At 42.3% G+C, this 16,203-nt stretch carries 11 protein-coding genes; 1 reads left to right on the forward strand and 10 read right to left on the reverse strand.

Going from position 1 to position 16,203, the window contains the following annotated elements; genetic code table 11:
* The first annotated feature begins 45 nt into the window (after positions 1–45).
* Positions 46–1,452 (forward strand): hypothetical protein, encoded by a 1,407-nt coding sequence (locus tag LKD48_RS09250; protein WP_308731855.1) that lies wholly within the window; start codon positions 46–48, stop codon positions 1,450–1,452.
* Here LKD48_RS09250 and LKD48_RS09255 read toward each other — a convergent pair.
* The 10 genes from LKD48_RS09255 to infB form a co-directional block, all read right to left on the reverse strand.
* Positions 1,408–4,677: a DEAD/DEAH box helicase gene (locus LKD48_RS09255; RefSeq protein ID WP_308731856.1), complete on the reverse strand. Its 3,270-nt coding sequence runs from the start codon at positions 4,675–4,677 to the stop codon at positions 1,408–1,410. The genes LKD48_RS09250 and LKD48_RS09255 overlap by 45 nt on opposite strands.
* 133 nt (positions 4,678–4,810) lie before the next feature.
* Complete coding sequence (gene argS / locus LKD48_RS09260) at positions 4,811–6,562, reverse strand: arginine--tRNA ligase (protein ID WP_308731857.1); 1,752 nt, start codon at positions 6,560–6,562, stop codon at positions 4,811–4,813.
* An 89-nt stretch (positions 6,563–6,651) separates the two neighbouring features.
* Positions 6,652–8,739 carry a polyribonucleotide nucleotidyltransferase gene (locus LKD48_RS09265; protein ID WP_308731858.1) on the reverse strand — a complete coding sequence of 696 codons (2,088 nt, stop codon included), beginning with the start codon at positions 8,737–8,739 and terminating at the stop codon, positions 6,652–6,654.
* A 279-nt stretch (positions 8,740–9,018) separates the two neighbouring features.
* Complete coding sequence (rpsO, locus tag LKD48_RS09270; protein WP_066562284.1) at positions 9,019–9,285, reverse strand: 30S ribosomal protein S15; 267 nt, start codon at positions 9,283–9,285, stop codon at positions 9,019–9,021.
* 128 nt (positions 9,286–9,413) lie between these two features.
* Positions 9,414–10,685 carry a C40 family peptidase gene (locus LKD48_RS09275; protein WP_308731859.1) on the reverse strand — a complete coding sequence of 424 codons (1,272 nt, stop codon included), beginning with the start codon at positions 10,683–10,685 and terminating at the stop codon, positions 9,414–9,416.
* A complete protein-coding gene (locus LKD48_RS09280) occupies positions 10,648–11,616 on the reverse strand; it encodes a bifunctional riboflavin kinase/FAD synthetase (protein WP_308731860.1) in 969 nt (322 codons plus the stop codon). Before LKD48_RS09280 ends, LKD48_RS09275 begins: the two co-directional genes overlap by 38 nt.
* A 33-nt stretch (positions 11,617–11,649) precedes the next feature.
* Positions 11,650–12,588, reverse strand: coding sequence for a tRNA pseudouridine(55) synthase TruB (gene truB / locus LKD48_RS09285; protein WP_308731861.1), 939 nt, complete (start codon positions 12,586–12,588; stop codon positions 11,650–11,652).
* Positions 12,569–13,555, reverse strand: coding sequence for a DHH family phosphoesterase (locus LKD48_RS09290; RefSeq protein WP_308731862.1), 987 nt, complete (start codon positions 13,553–13,555; stop codon positions 12,569–12,571). Before LKD48_RS09290 ends, truB begins: the two co-directional genes overlap by 20 nt.
* A 3-nt stretch (positions 13,556–13,558) precedes the next feature.
* Positions 13,559–13,957: a 30S ribosome-binding factor RbfA gene (gene rbfA / locus LKD48_RS09295; RefSeq protein ID WP_066562294.1), complete on the reverse strand. Its 399-nt coding sequence runs from the start codon at positions 13,955–13,957 to the stop codon at positions 13,559–13,561.
* A 64-nt stretch (positions 13,958–14,021) separates the two neighbouring features.
* Positions 14,022–16,203: translation initiation factor IF-2 (gene infB / locus LKD48_RS09300; RefSeq protein WP_308731863.1), on the reverse strand; the 2,182-nt coding region annotated here is incomplete at its 5' end.

Here is a 16,203-nt window from a genome sequence, read left to right on the forward strand (position 1 = left end):
TAGCATTAAATGCTTCCATCATGCAATAGAAAGGTCAGGTTTTCCATGTTAAAGCATACGACAAAATTTACCTCTTTACTTCTTGCAGCCGGAACTTGTTTTTCCGGCACAATCTGTACATTTGCTGAAAGCACAAGTTCTGCTGACGCTGCAAATGCTACAGAAGTTTTTTCTACACCACTGTATACATCCGGTCTGTATAGTACAAATGAACAACCAGAAGGCGTCAAGGTGACACACAATATCTGTCTGGATTACGACAATAATCTGGTGAAAGACAACTATCTGATTCAAAATGAATCCGATACCGATGTTTCGTTTGACATTCTGATTCCACAGATTGCATCATTGGCATCAGAACCAGAAAAGCTGTATAACTTCTATGCACATGCATACGATACAACAGACAGCGATGCACTTAAATTGCTTGATCTGTTTGCAGATACTGATGCTGCTTCCTTTGAGGAATCGTCGTACTATTCTCCTTTATTTTCAGCAAACGGACTTGGTGAAAGTACTCTGACACTTGACGAACTGTATCAGGGGCAGATTTACAATACTTCAATTCCAGAGGATAAGGGTGTTCTCTATCACCTGTCAAGACCTCTCACTGATTCTGTACTTGATGAAAAGGCATGTCTGTCTATCTCAGGGCTTAGTGACAGCTGCCATATTTATCCGCTTGGCTGCAGCTATTCCACAACAGACAATGGCTATGAGCTTTCTATTAGTGAAAATTTCTTTGACTGCTATGTTTTCCTGACTGGAAAAGAAAATACTGATTTCACTGTTTCACTAATTGAGAATGAAAATGCTAAGACCGATTCTGAGAAATTCTCAATGGACGATGAATCCTCTGATCTGAAATCCTACCTTGAATTTTGCTGTGACTGGTATCTGGATCAAAATAAAGACAACACACAGGCAACACCAGAGCTTCTTCTTTCCAATCTGGCTGACTACTTTGGCCGAAGCTCAGTAACAGTTTCTATCGATCTGCTTCCGACAATTGACTGGCTGACCCAGCAGAAGCGTTTCCTCGTTCATCAGTATACTGTCACCGTTCCGGCCGGATCTTCTGCATTTGCATGGACCGAGCGTGAAACTGAACTTTCCAAAAAAGAAGTCACATTAAGCGCACAGCTTTCAAAAGATACTGCATCATATGCAAAAGTTTTGGATACTGTAACTGTATCTCTTCCAGATGGCTATTCATCATTGATTGTCAGAAATGCAGAGAGCAAAAAACTCTCTGATGCAGGATCAAGCGGCGATAACAATTTGGTCACGTATTCCATTAAATCATATAAGGGTGACACCTACAGCGTTGCCCTGTTTAAGACTCCGATGTGGAATGCCACCCTTAAATATATGCCTATTTTTATTGTTATTATGGCAGTATTTATGTTACTTTGCCTGATTAGCTACCTCTCCCGTAGAAAGAAGAGCTAACAGCTCATCCTTAGACATCGACGCAATAGCTCCGAAGTCCATGGAAAGAATATCGTCTGATAATGCTTTCTTGGACTCCTGGAGCTTTATTATTCCCTCCTCGAGAGAGTCCTTTGCGATCAAACGGTACACCGTTACTGTGTTTTTCTGTCCAATTCTGTGTGCACGGTCAGTTGCCTGATTCTGTGCTGCCACATTCCACCACGGATCATAGTGAATTACAATATCTGCCGCCGTTAAGTTTAATCCCGTGCCGCCGGCTTTTAGTGAAATCAAAAATACAGGTGTATCGTCATTCTGGAACTCATCAACAAGGCGCTGACGCTCCTGCTTATCTGTATTTCCTGTCAGACAATAATACTTTGTATTCTGCTCAGCTAAGCGCTCACGAATCAGATCTAACATTGATGTAAACTGAGAGAACAATAATACCTTATGTTTTCCCTTTACAGCACGCTGCACAAGCTCCATACATGCCTCAAGCTTAGCAGAGCTTCCCTGATAATCATCGTAGCAAAGCGCTGGATGACAACAAATTTGACGAAGCTTTGTCAGCTGACTCAAGATAAATATCTTGTTCTTCTCATAATATGCACTGTCAATACCCTGCAGCTGATCAACAAGCTGCTTATGGGCAGCAAGATACAGCTTTCTTTGCTCATCTTCCATTCCAGAATAAATAGTCTTTTCATCCTTTTCAGGAAGGTCTGAAAGCACCTGAGACTTTGATCTTCGAAGTAAAAATGGTGCTGTCATTTTTCGCAGGCGATTTCTCGCCGCTGCATCCTCATTTTTCATGATCGGCATCTCAAATTGTTTTCTAAAACGTGTATAGCTGTACAGATAACCTGGCATCAGATAGTCGAAAATACTCCACAGCTCACTTAAACTATTTTCAATCGGAGTTCCCGTAAGAGCAAGACGATATGCTGCATTTATCTGCTTAACAGCCTTTGCATTCATTGTCATATGGTTTTTGATATACTGTGCCTCATCAAGAATCTGATAGAAAAATTTACAGCCTTCATAGATCTCAAGATCTCGGCGAAGAAGGTCGTATGACGTAATCAAAACATCATACGATGTATATTGCTCAATTAGTTCTTTTCTCTCTTTTGCATTTCCAGCCACAACCTGAATGCGCAAGTTTGATGCAAATAATTCCAGCTCATGCTGCCAGTTATAAATAAGCGATGCCGGACAGACAATAATTGAGCTTCCCTTTCCCTGATCAGATACTAGCAGTGTAATCGTCTGCAAAGTTTTTCCAAGACCCATATCATCTGCCAATATTCCATTAAAATGGTAATCCTGCAGCATTTTAAGCCAACGATATCCATAGATCTGATACTCACGAAGCGTTGCTCCAATAGTTTCTGGAACTGGATACATTTCCAGCTCAGTGCGTTTCATGCGCTCTGCCATGTCGCGAATTTCCTTGCCTGGCTGATAATCAATGCCCTGCATAGACGCAAGCATCTCATCTGCAAATAAGAAGCGATACCCTGGAAGACTCACTGGCCTGTCAACTGCTTCACGGGCATCAATATCCATCACATCCTCAAACTCTGCCAGCTTATCAGCAAACTCATCACTTAGCTTTAAGATTCTGCCATCCTCAAGGCGATGATAATGCTGTTTTTCATGGTAAGCCCTAAGCACATCCTTTAACTGCTTTTCACTTAACCCATCACTCTCAAAGCCAAGCTCCAAAAAATGATCCATAAAGCGCATACCGGCCTTGATCTGAGGTGCCTCATCAAAATGAAGATCAGCCAGACCATCTTCTAGCACAACACTTCCAAATGAATATAGTTGCGGCAGGCAAAACTCCAAAAAGCGTCCAATATCATCTCCATTTTCGATAATATAGCGCTCGCAATCTTCCTGACCATTTTCTTCATCTTTTTCCATGCTTGGAAGATATCTTTCAAGAAGATCCTTTAATGCCTGCTCCTTTTCCACATCACGCACAAGGTTCGTATCTGACTTTTCACCAAGATGAACTATTCTTTTACCATAGCGTGTCTCCATCTTCAGCTCAAGAATATCCCACAAATTTATGGTAAATTTCACCTGAAGCATTGGCGGAACAAATTCCTCCAACGACAAGTCGCGACATTCCAAATTAATATTTTCCTGAATCTCCGGAAGCACATAATGAATAAATGACGGAAAATCACTATTGTTAATATCCATATATCCGCTTCCCGGATAAGCAACCTGCAGCAGATTTCTGTAGAAAATCCTAAGAGCGCGGCTGTAATACTCATCACAAATATAAACTGTATCTTCTCCAAAAAGATAGATATGGCGATTTCCCTCTGCTAACTTCCACTTATCTGGAAGCCACAGTCTTGCGCCATCCTTTCCCTTTTTCTCTAATATCAGTTTTACCTGCGGATTTTCCTTTACAACATGAACCATACGGCTCTTGCCATCCTCGATTAGTTCAAGCTCTCTGCCGCAAAATGCTTTCATATACAAATCGGCAAAGCCTTCCTCAAGCTCAACATTTGAAATTTTCCTATCAAATGTATATTTTTCTTGCTGAGACCAATGATTCAAATAGGAATCAATCTGCAGACAAATGACCTGAATCAATGCTGCCGAATCAGAATCATAGGAATATTCACAGTTTGGATACGAAAGCTGCTTACCAAAAGAAATGTCCTCACCTTTTTGATAGCTCTGTTTAAAGGCAGTCAGATCGCGAATAGGATAAAGATGACGTGTTCCGGCAAAAAATTCCAGTCCGATTTTCTTTCCCTCTGTCACAAACTTTGGTACTACTTTTACATCTGAAATATTGGATTTTTGATACTGCAGCGTATAACGCTTCTCGTATGCCTGAATCATACTTATGCAGGCAGCTGAGGTATGAACACTTGATACAAGCTCTCCCTCACAAAAATATTGCAAAACTGCCGCAATCTCATGACGGCAAAGTTTTCCCGGTGTATGATACTCGCCGCAGGAACATGAAGACTCCTCTATATCAAAGTCTCCCCAATTTCCATCAGCTGCAAGACCTGTTGATTGTATTGTCATCTCTACATCATAGCGTCTGCTTAAATCTCTAACCGTTGCCTGTATCTGTGTTCTTCCATGTGCCTCCTCAGCGCTTGACAAAGCTGCCTGTCCGCGCTGATGAAGGGCACGTCCTTTCTGATATTCCAAAGAGTTTACCGCATACTGCTGCAGCATTTCGTAGGTTTTCTCCATACTTCTCCCCATATATATATCAAATCAATATTGAAGTCTTTTTATAAAACAGTTCCTTTCGTTCAGCCACTTCAAAAAATCCTCATGCAAGCATGGGATTTTTCGAATTTGTCTGAACGCGTGAACTGTTGCATCACATCTTCTCTGGCGCTGCAAATCCAAGCAATTCAATGCATGTCTCCAGAATATCTTTGCAATAAGAAATCAAAGCAATATAGCCCTTCTTCTTATCCTGATCTTCTTCTGCCAAAATCTTTGTCTCATGATAGAAACGATTGAAATCATTTGCTAAATCATAGATATATGCACAAAGTTTATGTGGTGCATACTCAGCACTTGCCTGTGCAAATACATCTGCAAATCTTGTCATATCAAGCATAAGTGCCTTCTGTGCGACACCGTCCGGCACAGTGATTGCAGTTGGAATCTCCTGACCAAACTTCTTTAAGATAGATTTGATTCTTACGATGGTATACAGAATGTACGGACCTGTATTTCCCTCGAAAGAAGTGAAACGATCTACATCAAAGACATAATCCTTTGATGCCTGATTAGACAAATCACCATACTTAATTGCAGAAAGACCAATGATCTTTGCATTCTCGCGTGCTGTCTCTTCATCCTCATCGCGGCTTGCCATGATTTTATCATAAACTGCATCGTTAATATCACGAATCAGGTGCTCAAGACGCATAACACCGCCCTGTCTTGTCTTAAACGGCTTTCCATCCTTTCCGTTCATAGTTCCAAAGCCCAAAAACTGAAGCTTTGTATCTTCCGGAACAAGCTCTGCCAATCTGGATACGCGGAATACCTGTGTAAAATGCATCTCCTGACGCTTATCAACAACATAAATAATGCGGTTTGGCTTAAACAGCTTTTCTCTTTCTACGATAGTAGCAAGATCTGTTGTCTGGTAAAGGCTTGCACCATCTGACTTTAAGATAATACACGGCGGAACTTCCTTTGTATCCTCTGGCTTTGCAACGTCAACAACGAGTGCACCATTTGAAATATAAGCCAATCCCTTATCCTTTAACATCTGAACCATGTCCGGAATATACGGCTGCGCATCACTCTCTTTCTTCCACAGATCAAAATGAACGTCCAGCTTGCTGTAGTTCTTCTGAAGATCTTCGATAGAAACCTTCAAAATGTGATTCCAAATCGCAGTGTAGCCGCGATCCTTATTCTGCAGCATAACAGTTGCATCATGTGCACGCTTTGCAAACTCCTCATCTACCTTTGCCTTACCGCTTGCGCACGGATAGATTTCCTCTAACTCAGAGATTGTAAATGGCGCTTCCTCAGGATATTCACCAGTATATTCATGATCAAAATAAACAAGATCTGGCTTTCTCTCCTTTAACTCAGTAATGATCAGACCCATCTGAAGGCCCCAGTCACCAAGATGCGCATCACCAATAACTTCATTTCCTGCATAACGAAGGATTCTCTTTACGCTCTCTCCGATAATTGCAGAACGCAGATGGCCAACATGAAGCGGCTTTGCTACATTTGGTCCGCCGTAGTCAATTACAATCTTCTCTGGTGCTGACAGCTCAATTCCATGCTTCTTACTTGTCTTCATCTGATTAATATAAGATGCCAAGTATTCATTATCAAGATTGAAATTCAAAAATCCTGGCTTTACAGATGCTACATCCTTTACTACTTTTGAAGACTGCAGCTTCTCTGCCACCTCATCTGCTATCATAAAAGGAGCTTTGTGATATTTCTTTGCACCAGCCATTGCGCCATTACACTGATATTCACACAGATCCGGACGATTAGATACGGTAACGCGTCCAAGCTCGCGCTCATAACCGCAAGCTTCAAATGCGTCTCCAATCTCTCTGGAAATAATGCTAAGTAACTTTTCCATATAAAAACCATACCTTTCTCAAATTGTTTGTAAGATCAAAAGTGGAAAAAGATGCTGCCGAAATTCAACAACATCTTTTTCTTAAAATTTTATTTTACGTCCTTCATGCTGAAGCTGAATCTGCCCATCTTATCCTTACCAAGGCATACAACCTTTACAACCTGTCCTAAGGAAAGAACATCCTCAACCTTCTCTACACGCTTATCAGACATCTTGGAGATATGAACCATACCCTCTTTGCCTGGTGCGAACTCAAGGAATGCGCCGAAGTCCTTGATACTGATAACAGTACCCTCAAGAACCTGTCCCTCTTCGAAATCGCTAGTGATGATTTCAATGGTCTTCATTGCCTTTGCAATCATATCGGCATCTGTACCACATATAGAAACATTTCCATCATCTGTGATATCAATCTTTACGCCAGTTTCAGCGATGATACGATTGATTACCTTACCCTGCTTTCCAACAACATCACCGATTGTAGCCGGATCAATAGTCATCATCTCGATCTTCGGTGCATACTTTCCAACTGTCTGTCTTGGCTCTGCGATTGCCTTGGACATAACCTCATCCATGATGTAAAATCTTGCTTCTCTTGTTCTTGCAATTGCCTCCTCAATGATGGCTCTTGTCAGACCATGAATCTTGATATCCATCTGGATTGCAGTGATACCCTTATGAGTACCTGCTACCTTAAAGTCCATATCGCCAAAGAAGTCCTCAAGACCCTGAATATCAGTCAAAACGATGTAATCATCATCGGTATCGCCAGTAACAAGACCACAGGAAATACCTGCAACCATAGCCTTAAGCGGAACACCTGCTGCCATAAGTGCCATACAGGATGCACAAATGGAGGCCTGAGATGTAGAACCATTAGACTCGAATGTCTCAGATACGGCACGAATTGCATATGGGAACTCTTCTGGTGATGGAAGAACCGGAACAAGTGCTCTCTCAGCCAGTGCACCATGACCGATCTCACGTCTTCCCGGACCTCTGGAAACCTTTGTCTCTCCTACAGAATAAGCCGGGAAATTATACTGATGCATGTAACGCTTGCTTGTCTCGTTCTCATCAAGACCATCAATCTTTTGTGCCTCTGAAAGCGGTGCCAGTGTAACAACATCACAAATCTGAGTCTGTCCTCTGGTGAACATAGCGGAACCATGTGCTCTCGGAATCATGTCAATCTCTGCTGCAAGCGGACGAATCTGAGTGATTGCTCTGCCGTCTGGTCTCTTGTGATCCTTTAAGATCATCTTGCGAACAGTCTTTTTCTGATACTTATAGAGAGCCTCACCGAGCATTGGAATCCACTCTGGATGTGTCTCCTCATAACGCTCCTTTAATCTCTCCTTTAATACACGGATATTCTCCTCACGAACCTGCTTCTCATCTGTGAATACAGCCTCTTCCATCTCTGGTCCCGGAATAAAGGAAGTCATATCCTCCCAAAGCTCTGCATCTACATCATATGACTGATAAGAATGCTTCGGCTTTCCACAATCTGCAACGATTGTATCGATAAAAGCAATAATCTTCTGATTGATTTCATGTGCAGCAAAAATAGCTTCGATCATCTTTGCTTCCGGAATCTCATTTGCACCGGCCTCGATCATGATAACCTTATCTCTTGTGGATGCAACAGTAAGCTCAAGATCAGATACTGCTCTCTGTGCGCTGGTTGGATTAAATACAAGCTCTCCGTCAACCATACCAACTCTTGTGCTGGCAGTCGGGCCATCAAATGGAATGTCAGAAATACAAGTTGCAATAGCAGAACCAAGCATTGCAGTGATCTCTGGGCTGCAGTCTGGATCAACACTCATAACCATGTTGTTTAATGTTACATCGTTACGGTAATCCTTCGGAAACAGCGGACGCATAGGACGGTCAATAACACGTGAGGTTAAAATTGCATGCTCGCTTGCCTTTCCCTCTCTTTTATTGAAGCCGCCTGGAATCTTTCCAACTGCGTACATCTTCTCCTCATACTCTACGCTAAGCGGGAAGAAATCAATGCCGTCTCTTGGCTCTTCTGATGCTGTTGCAGTAGATAATACAACAGTGTCGCCATAATGCATAAATGCAGCGCCATTCGCCTGAGCTGCTACTCTGCCTACATCTACCGTAAGGGTACGGCCGCAGAGTTCCATAGAATAACTCTTATACATATTGTCCTCATTCCTGTGCATCTTTTTTGCACAACGTTTATCTTTTTTGCAGAAGGTGCCGAAACTACTAAACAGCAGATAAACAGCGCTTATCTGTTCTTGAGCGGTCTCGGAGCACTTCTGCCTTCAAATACGACCATGACAGCGACACTATTTTGTCATCATTCTCCATCGCTGTCTTGATACAAATATAGGGTGGATTTCTCCACCCTAATCGCTAAACTATTCAGAGCCCCTCGATTTTTTCTTTGAATCTGCCTGGCTCTTAATAGTTACAAATTACTTTCTAATACCTAACTTCTCGATTAAGGTACGGTAAGCCTCGATATCCTTGCTCTTTAAGTAGTCCAGCATACCTCTTCTCTGTCCTACCATCATCAGCAGACCTCTTCTGGAATGATGATCCTTCGGGTTCTCCTGAAGATGAGCGGTAAGCTCAGCGATACGTGCTGTTAAGATAGCGATCTGAACCTCCGGTGATCCGGTATCCTCTGGTGTTCTGCCGTAAGCAGCGATAATTTCAGCTTTCTTTTCCTTGGAAATCATTGTTAATTCCTCCTAATATTTTTATTCTGACCTTTGCCCAGGCAATGGTTGGAGTATCCTGTTGCTGGGGCATGGCGCACACATGTGATATACTATCACAGAAATTGCTCTTTGTCAAAGGTTTTTTCTTAATCTCCCATCACATTTTTCATGATGACAGGCGGACCATATTTCCAGCTGCTGACACAGATACCCTTTGACTCAGATGCTGCATGAATGATCTTGCCATTTCCAATATAAATTGCGACATGACCAATCACACCAGGGTAACGGCCGACATAGAATATCAAATCGCCAGGACGAATCGTATCTTCATCAACAGTCATACCTACCTCTGCCTGCGCACCAGAAAACTCTGGAAGCTGCACGCCAAAGAGTTTATACAGACACATTGTGTAACCTGAGCAGTCCACACCGCCCTCTGCCGTCAGCTGCTTGCCTCCCCAGACGTAAGTGCCGCCATAATATTCAAATGCTTTTCGAATAAGATCCTGTCGAGTTTCTGATACACCATCAAGTGAGAAGTAAATTGCTTCATCAAGGAAATATCCTGTGTAAACTGTTTCTCTTTTTACATATCCGGACAGCTCCGTAACAGCTTCGATCTCAACCCAGTCCTTTGTCTCTCCATTTATATCATAGCGCTCACCCTTTAAGAAAGTCGTAATAACGTCTGCACCTTCATTTGGCTCATATAATGCATCAACAGAATCTGTCAGGATCTCTGCCATATATTTCATACTTGAAAGCGCAAGCTTTCTTGCTTTCTCTCCTGTCGTAACATACTCAGCAGAAACATAACCTGTCGCACCGCCAGACTCAATCTTCATCCAGCCGTCCTTTTCCTCTAAGATTTCTACGGCACAATTTTTGAAAATTACACCGCAAATCTCATAATCAGTTGACGGTCCTTTTCTCATATTCAAATAATTGCGCACACCAGTGATCATACCGAGATTTTTATACTTTTCAAGAACAGCTTCCTTTGCCTCTCGAACTTCTTCACTCTCAGTTGATTCTTCCTCTGTGCTTTCCTCTTCTGACTCAGACTCATCTTCTTTTGTCTGACTTTCTGATTCAGAAGACATCTCCAGCTCTGACTCACTTTCAGACGTTTCCTCACTTTGTTTTTCCAAAACAGATTCCCCCTGTGAATCTTCGCCTGTATTTTTGTTATCAGACTCCTTTGTCTGTTCTTCTGTCTGTGTCACAACAGCAGCAGCCTCTGTTATCTTTGGCGGAATGGTCTGCGATTTTTCTTTGTTTTTCTCAAGATAATACAAAGCTCCAAGGCTCATTACGCCTGCCAGAAATAATATTGTCAGCAGCACAGCTGCAATCAGAAGTCCATTGCCTGAGCCTTTACGCTTTTTCTTCGATGAATCCTTCCTTTTTGCCATCGTTTCCCCTCTCTTCAAAATAAGTAACGCATGCAAGGGTATCTTTTTTTAACTGCTCTTTTAGTGCATCAAGGCCAGAAAAGCGCACCTCTGGTCTCTCATAATGGAAGAGACTAACCTCAATTTCCTCACCATACGCCATTTGGCTATATTGTAGCAGATGTGCTTCTAAAAGTAAATCAGATTTTGCGGCATCTTTTTCAACTGTTGGGCGATGACCAACATTTGTAATTGCCTGATATGTGTTTCCCCCAATCTTCACCTTTGAAAGATATACGCCTATTGGAACAAGCAGCTTATCTTCCGGCCAGACAAGATTCATTGTTGCAAAGCCTATAGTATGACCAATTGCTTTTCCGTGAATAACTGTACCACTAAGTGAAAACGGACGGTCAAGCATTTCACACGCATCCTCCATCTGTCCCTCACTGATGCATGCACGAATCCTGCTGCTGCTGATTGGCTCTCCTTTATAAGAGACCTTATCAAACACTTCAAATTCATAACCACATAAGGATGACATTTTTTCTAAAAGTGCTACATTTCCTTTTCGCTCATAGCCAAAACAAAAATCCGGTCCTGCTGCAACAAATGCCGCGCAAAGTTTTTTAAATAAAATTTCCCGGATAAAATCTTTTGGCGCAGTATGGCGAACCTTTTCGGTAAATGGATATTCAATGAGATAATCTATTCCATAAGCTTCTAGAAATTTCTTTTTCTCATCATTTGGTGTCAGCTGACGCACATCCTCACGTCCCGGAATTGGCGGCACAAAAAATGTGAACACTACAGTCTTTAGTCCCTGCTTTTTCTTTTCAAGCAAAGCATTTAAAAGACGCTGATGACCTTTATGGATTCCGTCGAATTTACCAAGCGTGACCGCGGTCTTCTCTGTGATTTGAAAATCCTCTGTATTGCAAATTACCTGCATCGTTGGTCTCCTTTTCTTTATCGTTGCCTGGTATTAATTTCGATAGAATATTTTTACAGGCTTCAGTAAACGACTGCTTTTGTCAAGATGATATACACCTATAAATTCGTCTAGTCCATTATTATTTAGATACAGGCGCACGCAAATATCATGACTGCAAACATCTATAGATGCCTCTTGTAACCCCAAAACAGCATTACTGCCTATCGCATTTCCATTTTTGAGCTGTTTTTCAAATTCGTTTGATGCGATTACTTTTGGAAAATGATCAAGGGCAGTGTCAATGCTAATTAAGCGGCTCTCCAGTTCATTTTTATCGGCAAGCTCTTTTATTTTTTCGAGTGTCAATGCCTGTTCTTTTGAAAATCCACCTGCCATAACTCTTGTTAAACTGCTCATGCAGGCTTCACAGCCAAGCTTTTTTCCGATATCGACACAAAGTGTACGGATATATGTTCCGGCAGAGCAGGTGACAATAAAACGTGCCTTGTTGTCTTTTACAGATAAAACCTGAATATCCTTTAACGTGACTGGTACTGCCTTTCGCTCAACAATTTTTCCTTCTCTTGCAAGCTGGTACAACTTTTTTCCATCAATTTTCTTTGCTGAATACATAGGCGGTATCTGATCATAAGTTCCCCCAAAGGAACAAATTGCCTGTATAATCTCTTCCGGTGTTTTTGAAACATCATGTGTCTTTAAAACATTTCCCCAGATATCCTCCGTGTCTGTTTGAACACCAAATGTTACCTCTGCCTCGTAAGTTTTCCAGTGATCCGGCAATAGATCAAATGTCTTTGTTCCAAGACCTAATCCGACAGCCAGAACACCTTTTGCCTGCGGATCAAGTGTACCAGTATGACCAATTTTTTTCTGGTGCAAAATACCTCTAAGCTTTGCCACAACATCGTGTGAGGTATACCCCTGCTCCTTCCAGACTGCAATTAGTCCATTATAATGCTCTGCCTGCATAGTCCTCCTTCGGAATGCGATTTACGATCTCCGTAATAATCTCATCCGGCTTCTTATGATAAAACGTGCATCCTGATGCACGAACATGACCTCCGCCGCCAAATGAAACTGCCAGCTCACTGACATTCACAACATGGTTTGAGCGGAAACTGCATTTCCATACGCCCGACTCTATTTCATATAAGAATACTGCTGTGTCTACACCACGAATATTTCGAAGCTCACTTACAACGCTGTCAAGTTCTGCTGATGTAATATGAAATCTCTCCATCTCCTTAGTTTCCATATAAGACCATACGAAAAAGCCATCAAGAAGCTGTGCGGCTTTAGATATTGCATAAGCGCTCGCCCTTGTTTCATTAAAGCTCTTCTCATAAAAAGTCTTCTGAATCAAATCAGTAAATGGAATGCCAAAGGCAATCAGCTTTGCCGCGCGTGTAAGTGTATCTGGTGTTACATTGGAATATTGGAACACGCCAGTGTCGTGAACCATTCCTGTATAAAGACACATCGCCACGTTGTAGTTGATCTTATCTTCCTCGAAAAGTGTATAAAGTACCTCACATGCAGAACCAATCTCACCCTTTACATAATTGACATCACCAAAAATAGGATTACTTATATGGTGATCAATCATTACACGCTTCTTTGCACTGTCAAAAAGTTCTTTTCCTGCACCAATACGGTCTAAATCTGCACAATCAAGTGAATATACCACATCATATACCTCAGGCTTGACAGTATGACGAATAACTGCTGTATCTGGGAGCATATCAAAAACAGATGGATATGGCTCTAAGTACACATCTGCCTCATAACCATAATTATCCTTTAAATAGTGATACAGGGCAAGACACGAGGAGATGCAGTCTCCGTCTGGATGAAGATGGCCTACAATTGCTGTCTTTCTAGCATTTGCAAACTCCGCACGCAGCATCTCTATTGTGTCGTTCGGGCGTTTTTCCATCGCTTATGCCTCCTTTCCCTCGGAGCTTTCTGCCGGCTCTTTAGCTGCAAGCTCATTTGCAACTGCATCAATCAGACCCGTCATATGAACACCATACTCGATGGACTGGTCTAACACAAAAGTAAGCTCTGGTGTGTTTCTCAAATTTACAGATGATGCAAGCATTCTTCTGATATAAGGCTTTGCATTTTTCAAACCTTCCATTGTGCTTTTTTGTGCTTCCTCGTTTCCTAAAACACTGATATAAGCCTTACAATACTTTAAGTCAGGCGTAACTTCTGCCATGACAACTGTTGTCATCGGATGGATTCTTGGATCTTTAATTTCCTGCTGGATAATACGGCTGAGTTCTCTCTGAACCTCAGCGTTAATTCTGATATTTTTAATACTATTTTTACGCATATTTTCTCCTTAACTATCTTTGAAAAGCCATGACATTGCTGCCATGGCTTTGTTTTGTTGCAGCTTATCTCGGAACCTCTTCCATGATATAAGCCTCTACGATATCATCAATCTGAATATCGTTGAACTTTTCAAATACAAGACCACACTCGTAGCCTTCCTTTACTTCCTTTACATCGTCCTTGAAACGCTTTAAGGATGCCAGTGAACCCTCGTAGATCTGCTCGCCTTCTCTGGAAATACGGATCTTGCAGCCTCTCTGGAACATACCATCTGTTACATAGGAACCAGCAATGTTTCCAACACCTGATGCCTTGAAGATCTGACGAACCTGTGCATGACCTATTACCTTCTCCTCGTAGATCGGATCAAGCATACCCTTCATAGCAGCTTCTACATCAGCGATTGCCTGATAGATAACGCGGTACAGACGAATCTCAACCTTCTCGCGCTCTGCTACTGATTTTGCCATTGCATCTGGACGAATATTAAATCCGATAATGATTGCATTTGATGCAGATGCCAAAGATACATCAGACTCATTGATTGCACCAACACCACTGTGAATAATCTTAACAACAACTTCTTCATTAGACAGCTTCAATAAGGACTGCTTTACAGCCTCAACAGAACCCTGAACGTCAGCCTTAACGATCAAATTCAGTTCCTTTAAGCTTCCTTCCTTAATCTGGGAATTTAAGCTGTCAAGAGTAAGCTGTGTCTTTGTATCAGCCAAAAGCTTTTCTCTATTCTCTTTAATAAAGGTCTCAGCAAAGCTTCTTGCCTCTTTCTCATTCTCAGTGTTGACAAAGATCTCACCTGCGTTTGGAACATCATTCAGACCAAGAATCTCAACTGGCATAGACGGAGTTGCTTCTTTTACTCTGCGTCCCTTGTCATCGATCATTGCACGAACCTTACCATAGCATGATCCTGCTGCAACATTATCACCAACATGAAGTGTACCCTTCTGAACAAGGATTGTTGCAACTGGTCCACGACCCTTATCAAGCTGTGCCTCGATTACAAGACCTCTTGCCTTACGATTTGGATTTGCCTTAAGATCCTTTAACTCTGCATCAAGCAAGATCATCTCAAGCAAGGTATCAATTCCCTCATGTGTCTTTGCAGATACTGGAACGAAGATGGTCTGACCACCCCAATCCTCTGCAATCAGCTCATACTCAGAAAGCTCCTGCTTTACACGCTCGATGTTTGCAGTTGGCTTATCAATCTTGTTTACTGCTACGATAATATCAACACCTGCTGCCTTTGCATGGTTAATCGCCTCGATTGTCTGCGGCATAACACCATCGTCTGCTGCAACAACAAGTACAGCGATATCAGTTGCCTGAGCACCACGCATACGCATTGCTGTAAATGCCTCATGACCTGGTGTATCAAGGAATGTAATATCCTGTCCATTGCACTTAACCATATAAGCACCGATATGCTGTGTAATTCCGCCGGCCTCTCTTGAAATTACGTTAGTTGAACGAATAGCATCCAGTAAGGAGGTCTTACCATGGTCAACGTGACCCATAACGCAGACAACCGGAGGTCTTGAAACCTTTGTCTCTTCCGGATCATCTTCTTCACGAAGAAGTTCCTCAATTACATCAACCTTTACTTCCTTCTCACAGATATAGTTAAACTCTAATGCAATTTCCTCTGCCTGCTCAAATGTCAGCTCAGCATTAATTGTCATCATGGTGCCCTTCATAAAGAGTGACTTTACGAGTGCTGCCGGCTGCTGCTTCATTGCTTCAGCTAACTCTGCCAGTGTTAAAGTCTCTGGAATTGTAATTGTCTTAATTCCGTCATCTTCTTCTGCCTTTGGCTGTGGCTCTGGCTTCTTACTGTTTTGCTGCTTCATCTTAGAGATATTGCGAGTATTCTCTGTGAATCTGGTATTCTTCTCCTGATTCTGTCTTTCCTTCTCGCGAATCTCACGCTCTTTCTTATTAAGACCTTTGCCGCCTCTTGCCTCGCTCTTGGTCATTCCTGTGCCCATAGAATCAAGATTTTCTCTCTCGGTTCTCTGACCCCTTGCACCGTCACGTCTCTGACCGTAACCACCCTGACCATTTCCATCACGTCTCTGGCCATCTCTCTGACCATAGCCGCCCTGACCATTTCCGTCACGTCTCTGGCCATCTCTCTGACCGTAGCCGCCCTGACCATTTCCGTCACGTCTCTGACCATCTCTCTGGCCGTAGCCGCCCTGACCGTTTCCGTCACGTCTC

This window comes from Anthropogastromicrobium aceti (genome assembly GCF_020687335.1).
Classification (GTDB): Bacteria; Bacillota; Clostridia; order Lachnospirales; family Lachnospiraceae; genus Anthropogastromicrobium; species Anthropogastromicrobium aceti.

Excerpts from the sequence above, each read along its gene's own strand:
- LKD48_RS09290 (WP_308731862.1), bottom strand. The coding sequence starts at position 13,555 with ATGGAAAAACGCCCGAACGACACAATAGAGATGCTGCGTGCGGAGTTT.
- rpsO (WP_066562284.1), bottom strand. The coding sequence starts at position 9,285 with ATGATTTCCAAGGAAAAGAAAGCTGAAATTATCGCTGCTTACGGCAGA.
- LKD48_RS09275 (WP_308731859.1), bottom strand. The coding sequence starts at position 10,685 with ATGGCAAAAAGGAAGGATTCATCGAAGAAAAAGCGTAAAGGCTCAGGC.
- LKD48_RS09255 (WP_308731856.1), bottom strand. The coding sequence starts at position 4,677 with ATGGAGAAAACCTACGAAATGCTGCAGCAGTATGCGGTAAACTCTTTG.
- LKD48_RS09250 (WP_308731855.1), top strand. The coding sequence starts at position 46 with ATGTTAAAGCATACGACAAAATTTACCTCTTTACTTCTTGCAGCCGGA.
- argS (WP_308731857.1), bottom strand. The coding sequence starts at position 6,562 with ATGGAAAAGTTACTTAGCATTATTTCCAGAGAGATTGGAGACGCATTT.
- LKD48_RS09280 (WP_308731860.1), bottom strand. The coding sequence starts at position 11,616 with ATGCAGGTAATTTGCAATACAGAGGATTTTCAAATCACAGAGAAGACC.
- rbfA (WP_066562294.1), bottom strand. The coding sequence starts at position 13,957 with ATGCGTAAAAATAGTATTAAAAATATCAGAATTAACGCTGAGGTTCAG.
- truB (WP_308731861.1), bottom strand. The coding sequence starts at position 12,588 with ATGCAGGCAGAGCATTATAATGGACTAATTGCAGTCTGGAAGGAGCAG.
- LKD48_RS09265 (WP_308731858.1), bottom strand. The coding sequence starts at position 8,739 with ATGTATAAGAGTTATTCTATGGAACTCTGCGGCCGTACCCTTACGGTA.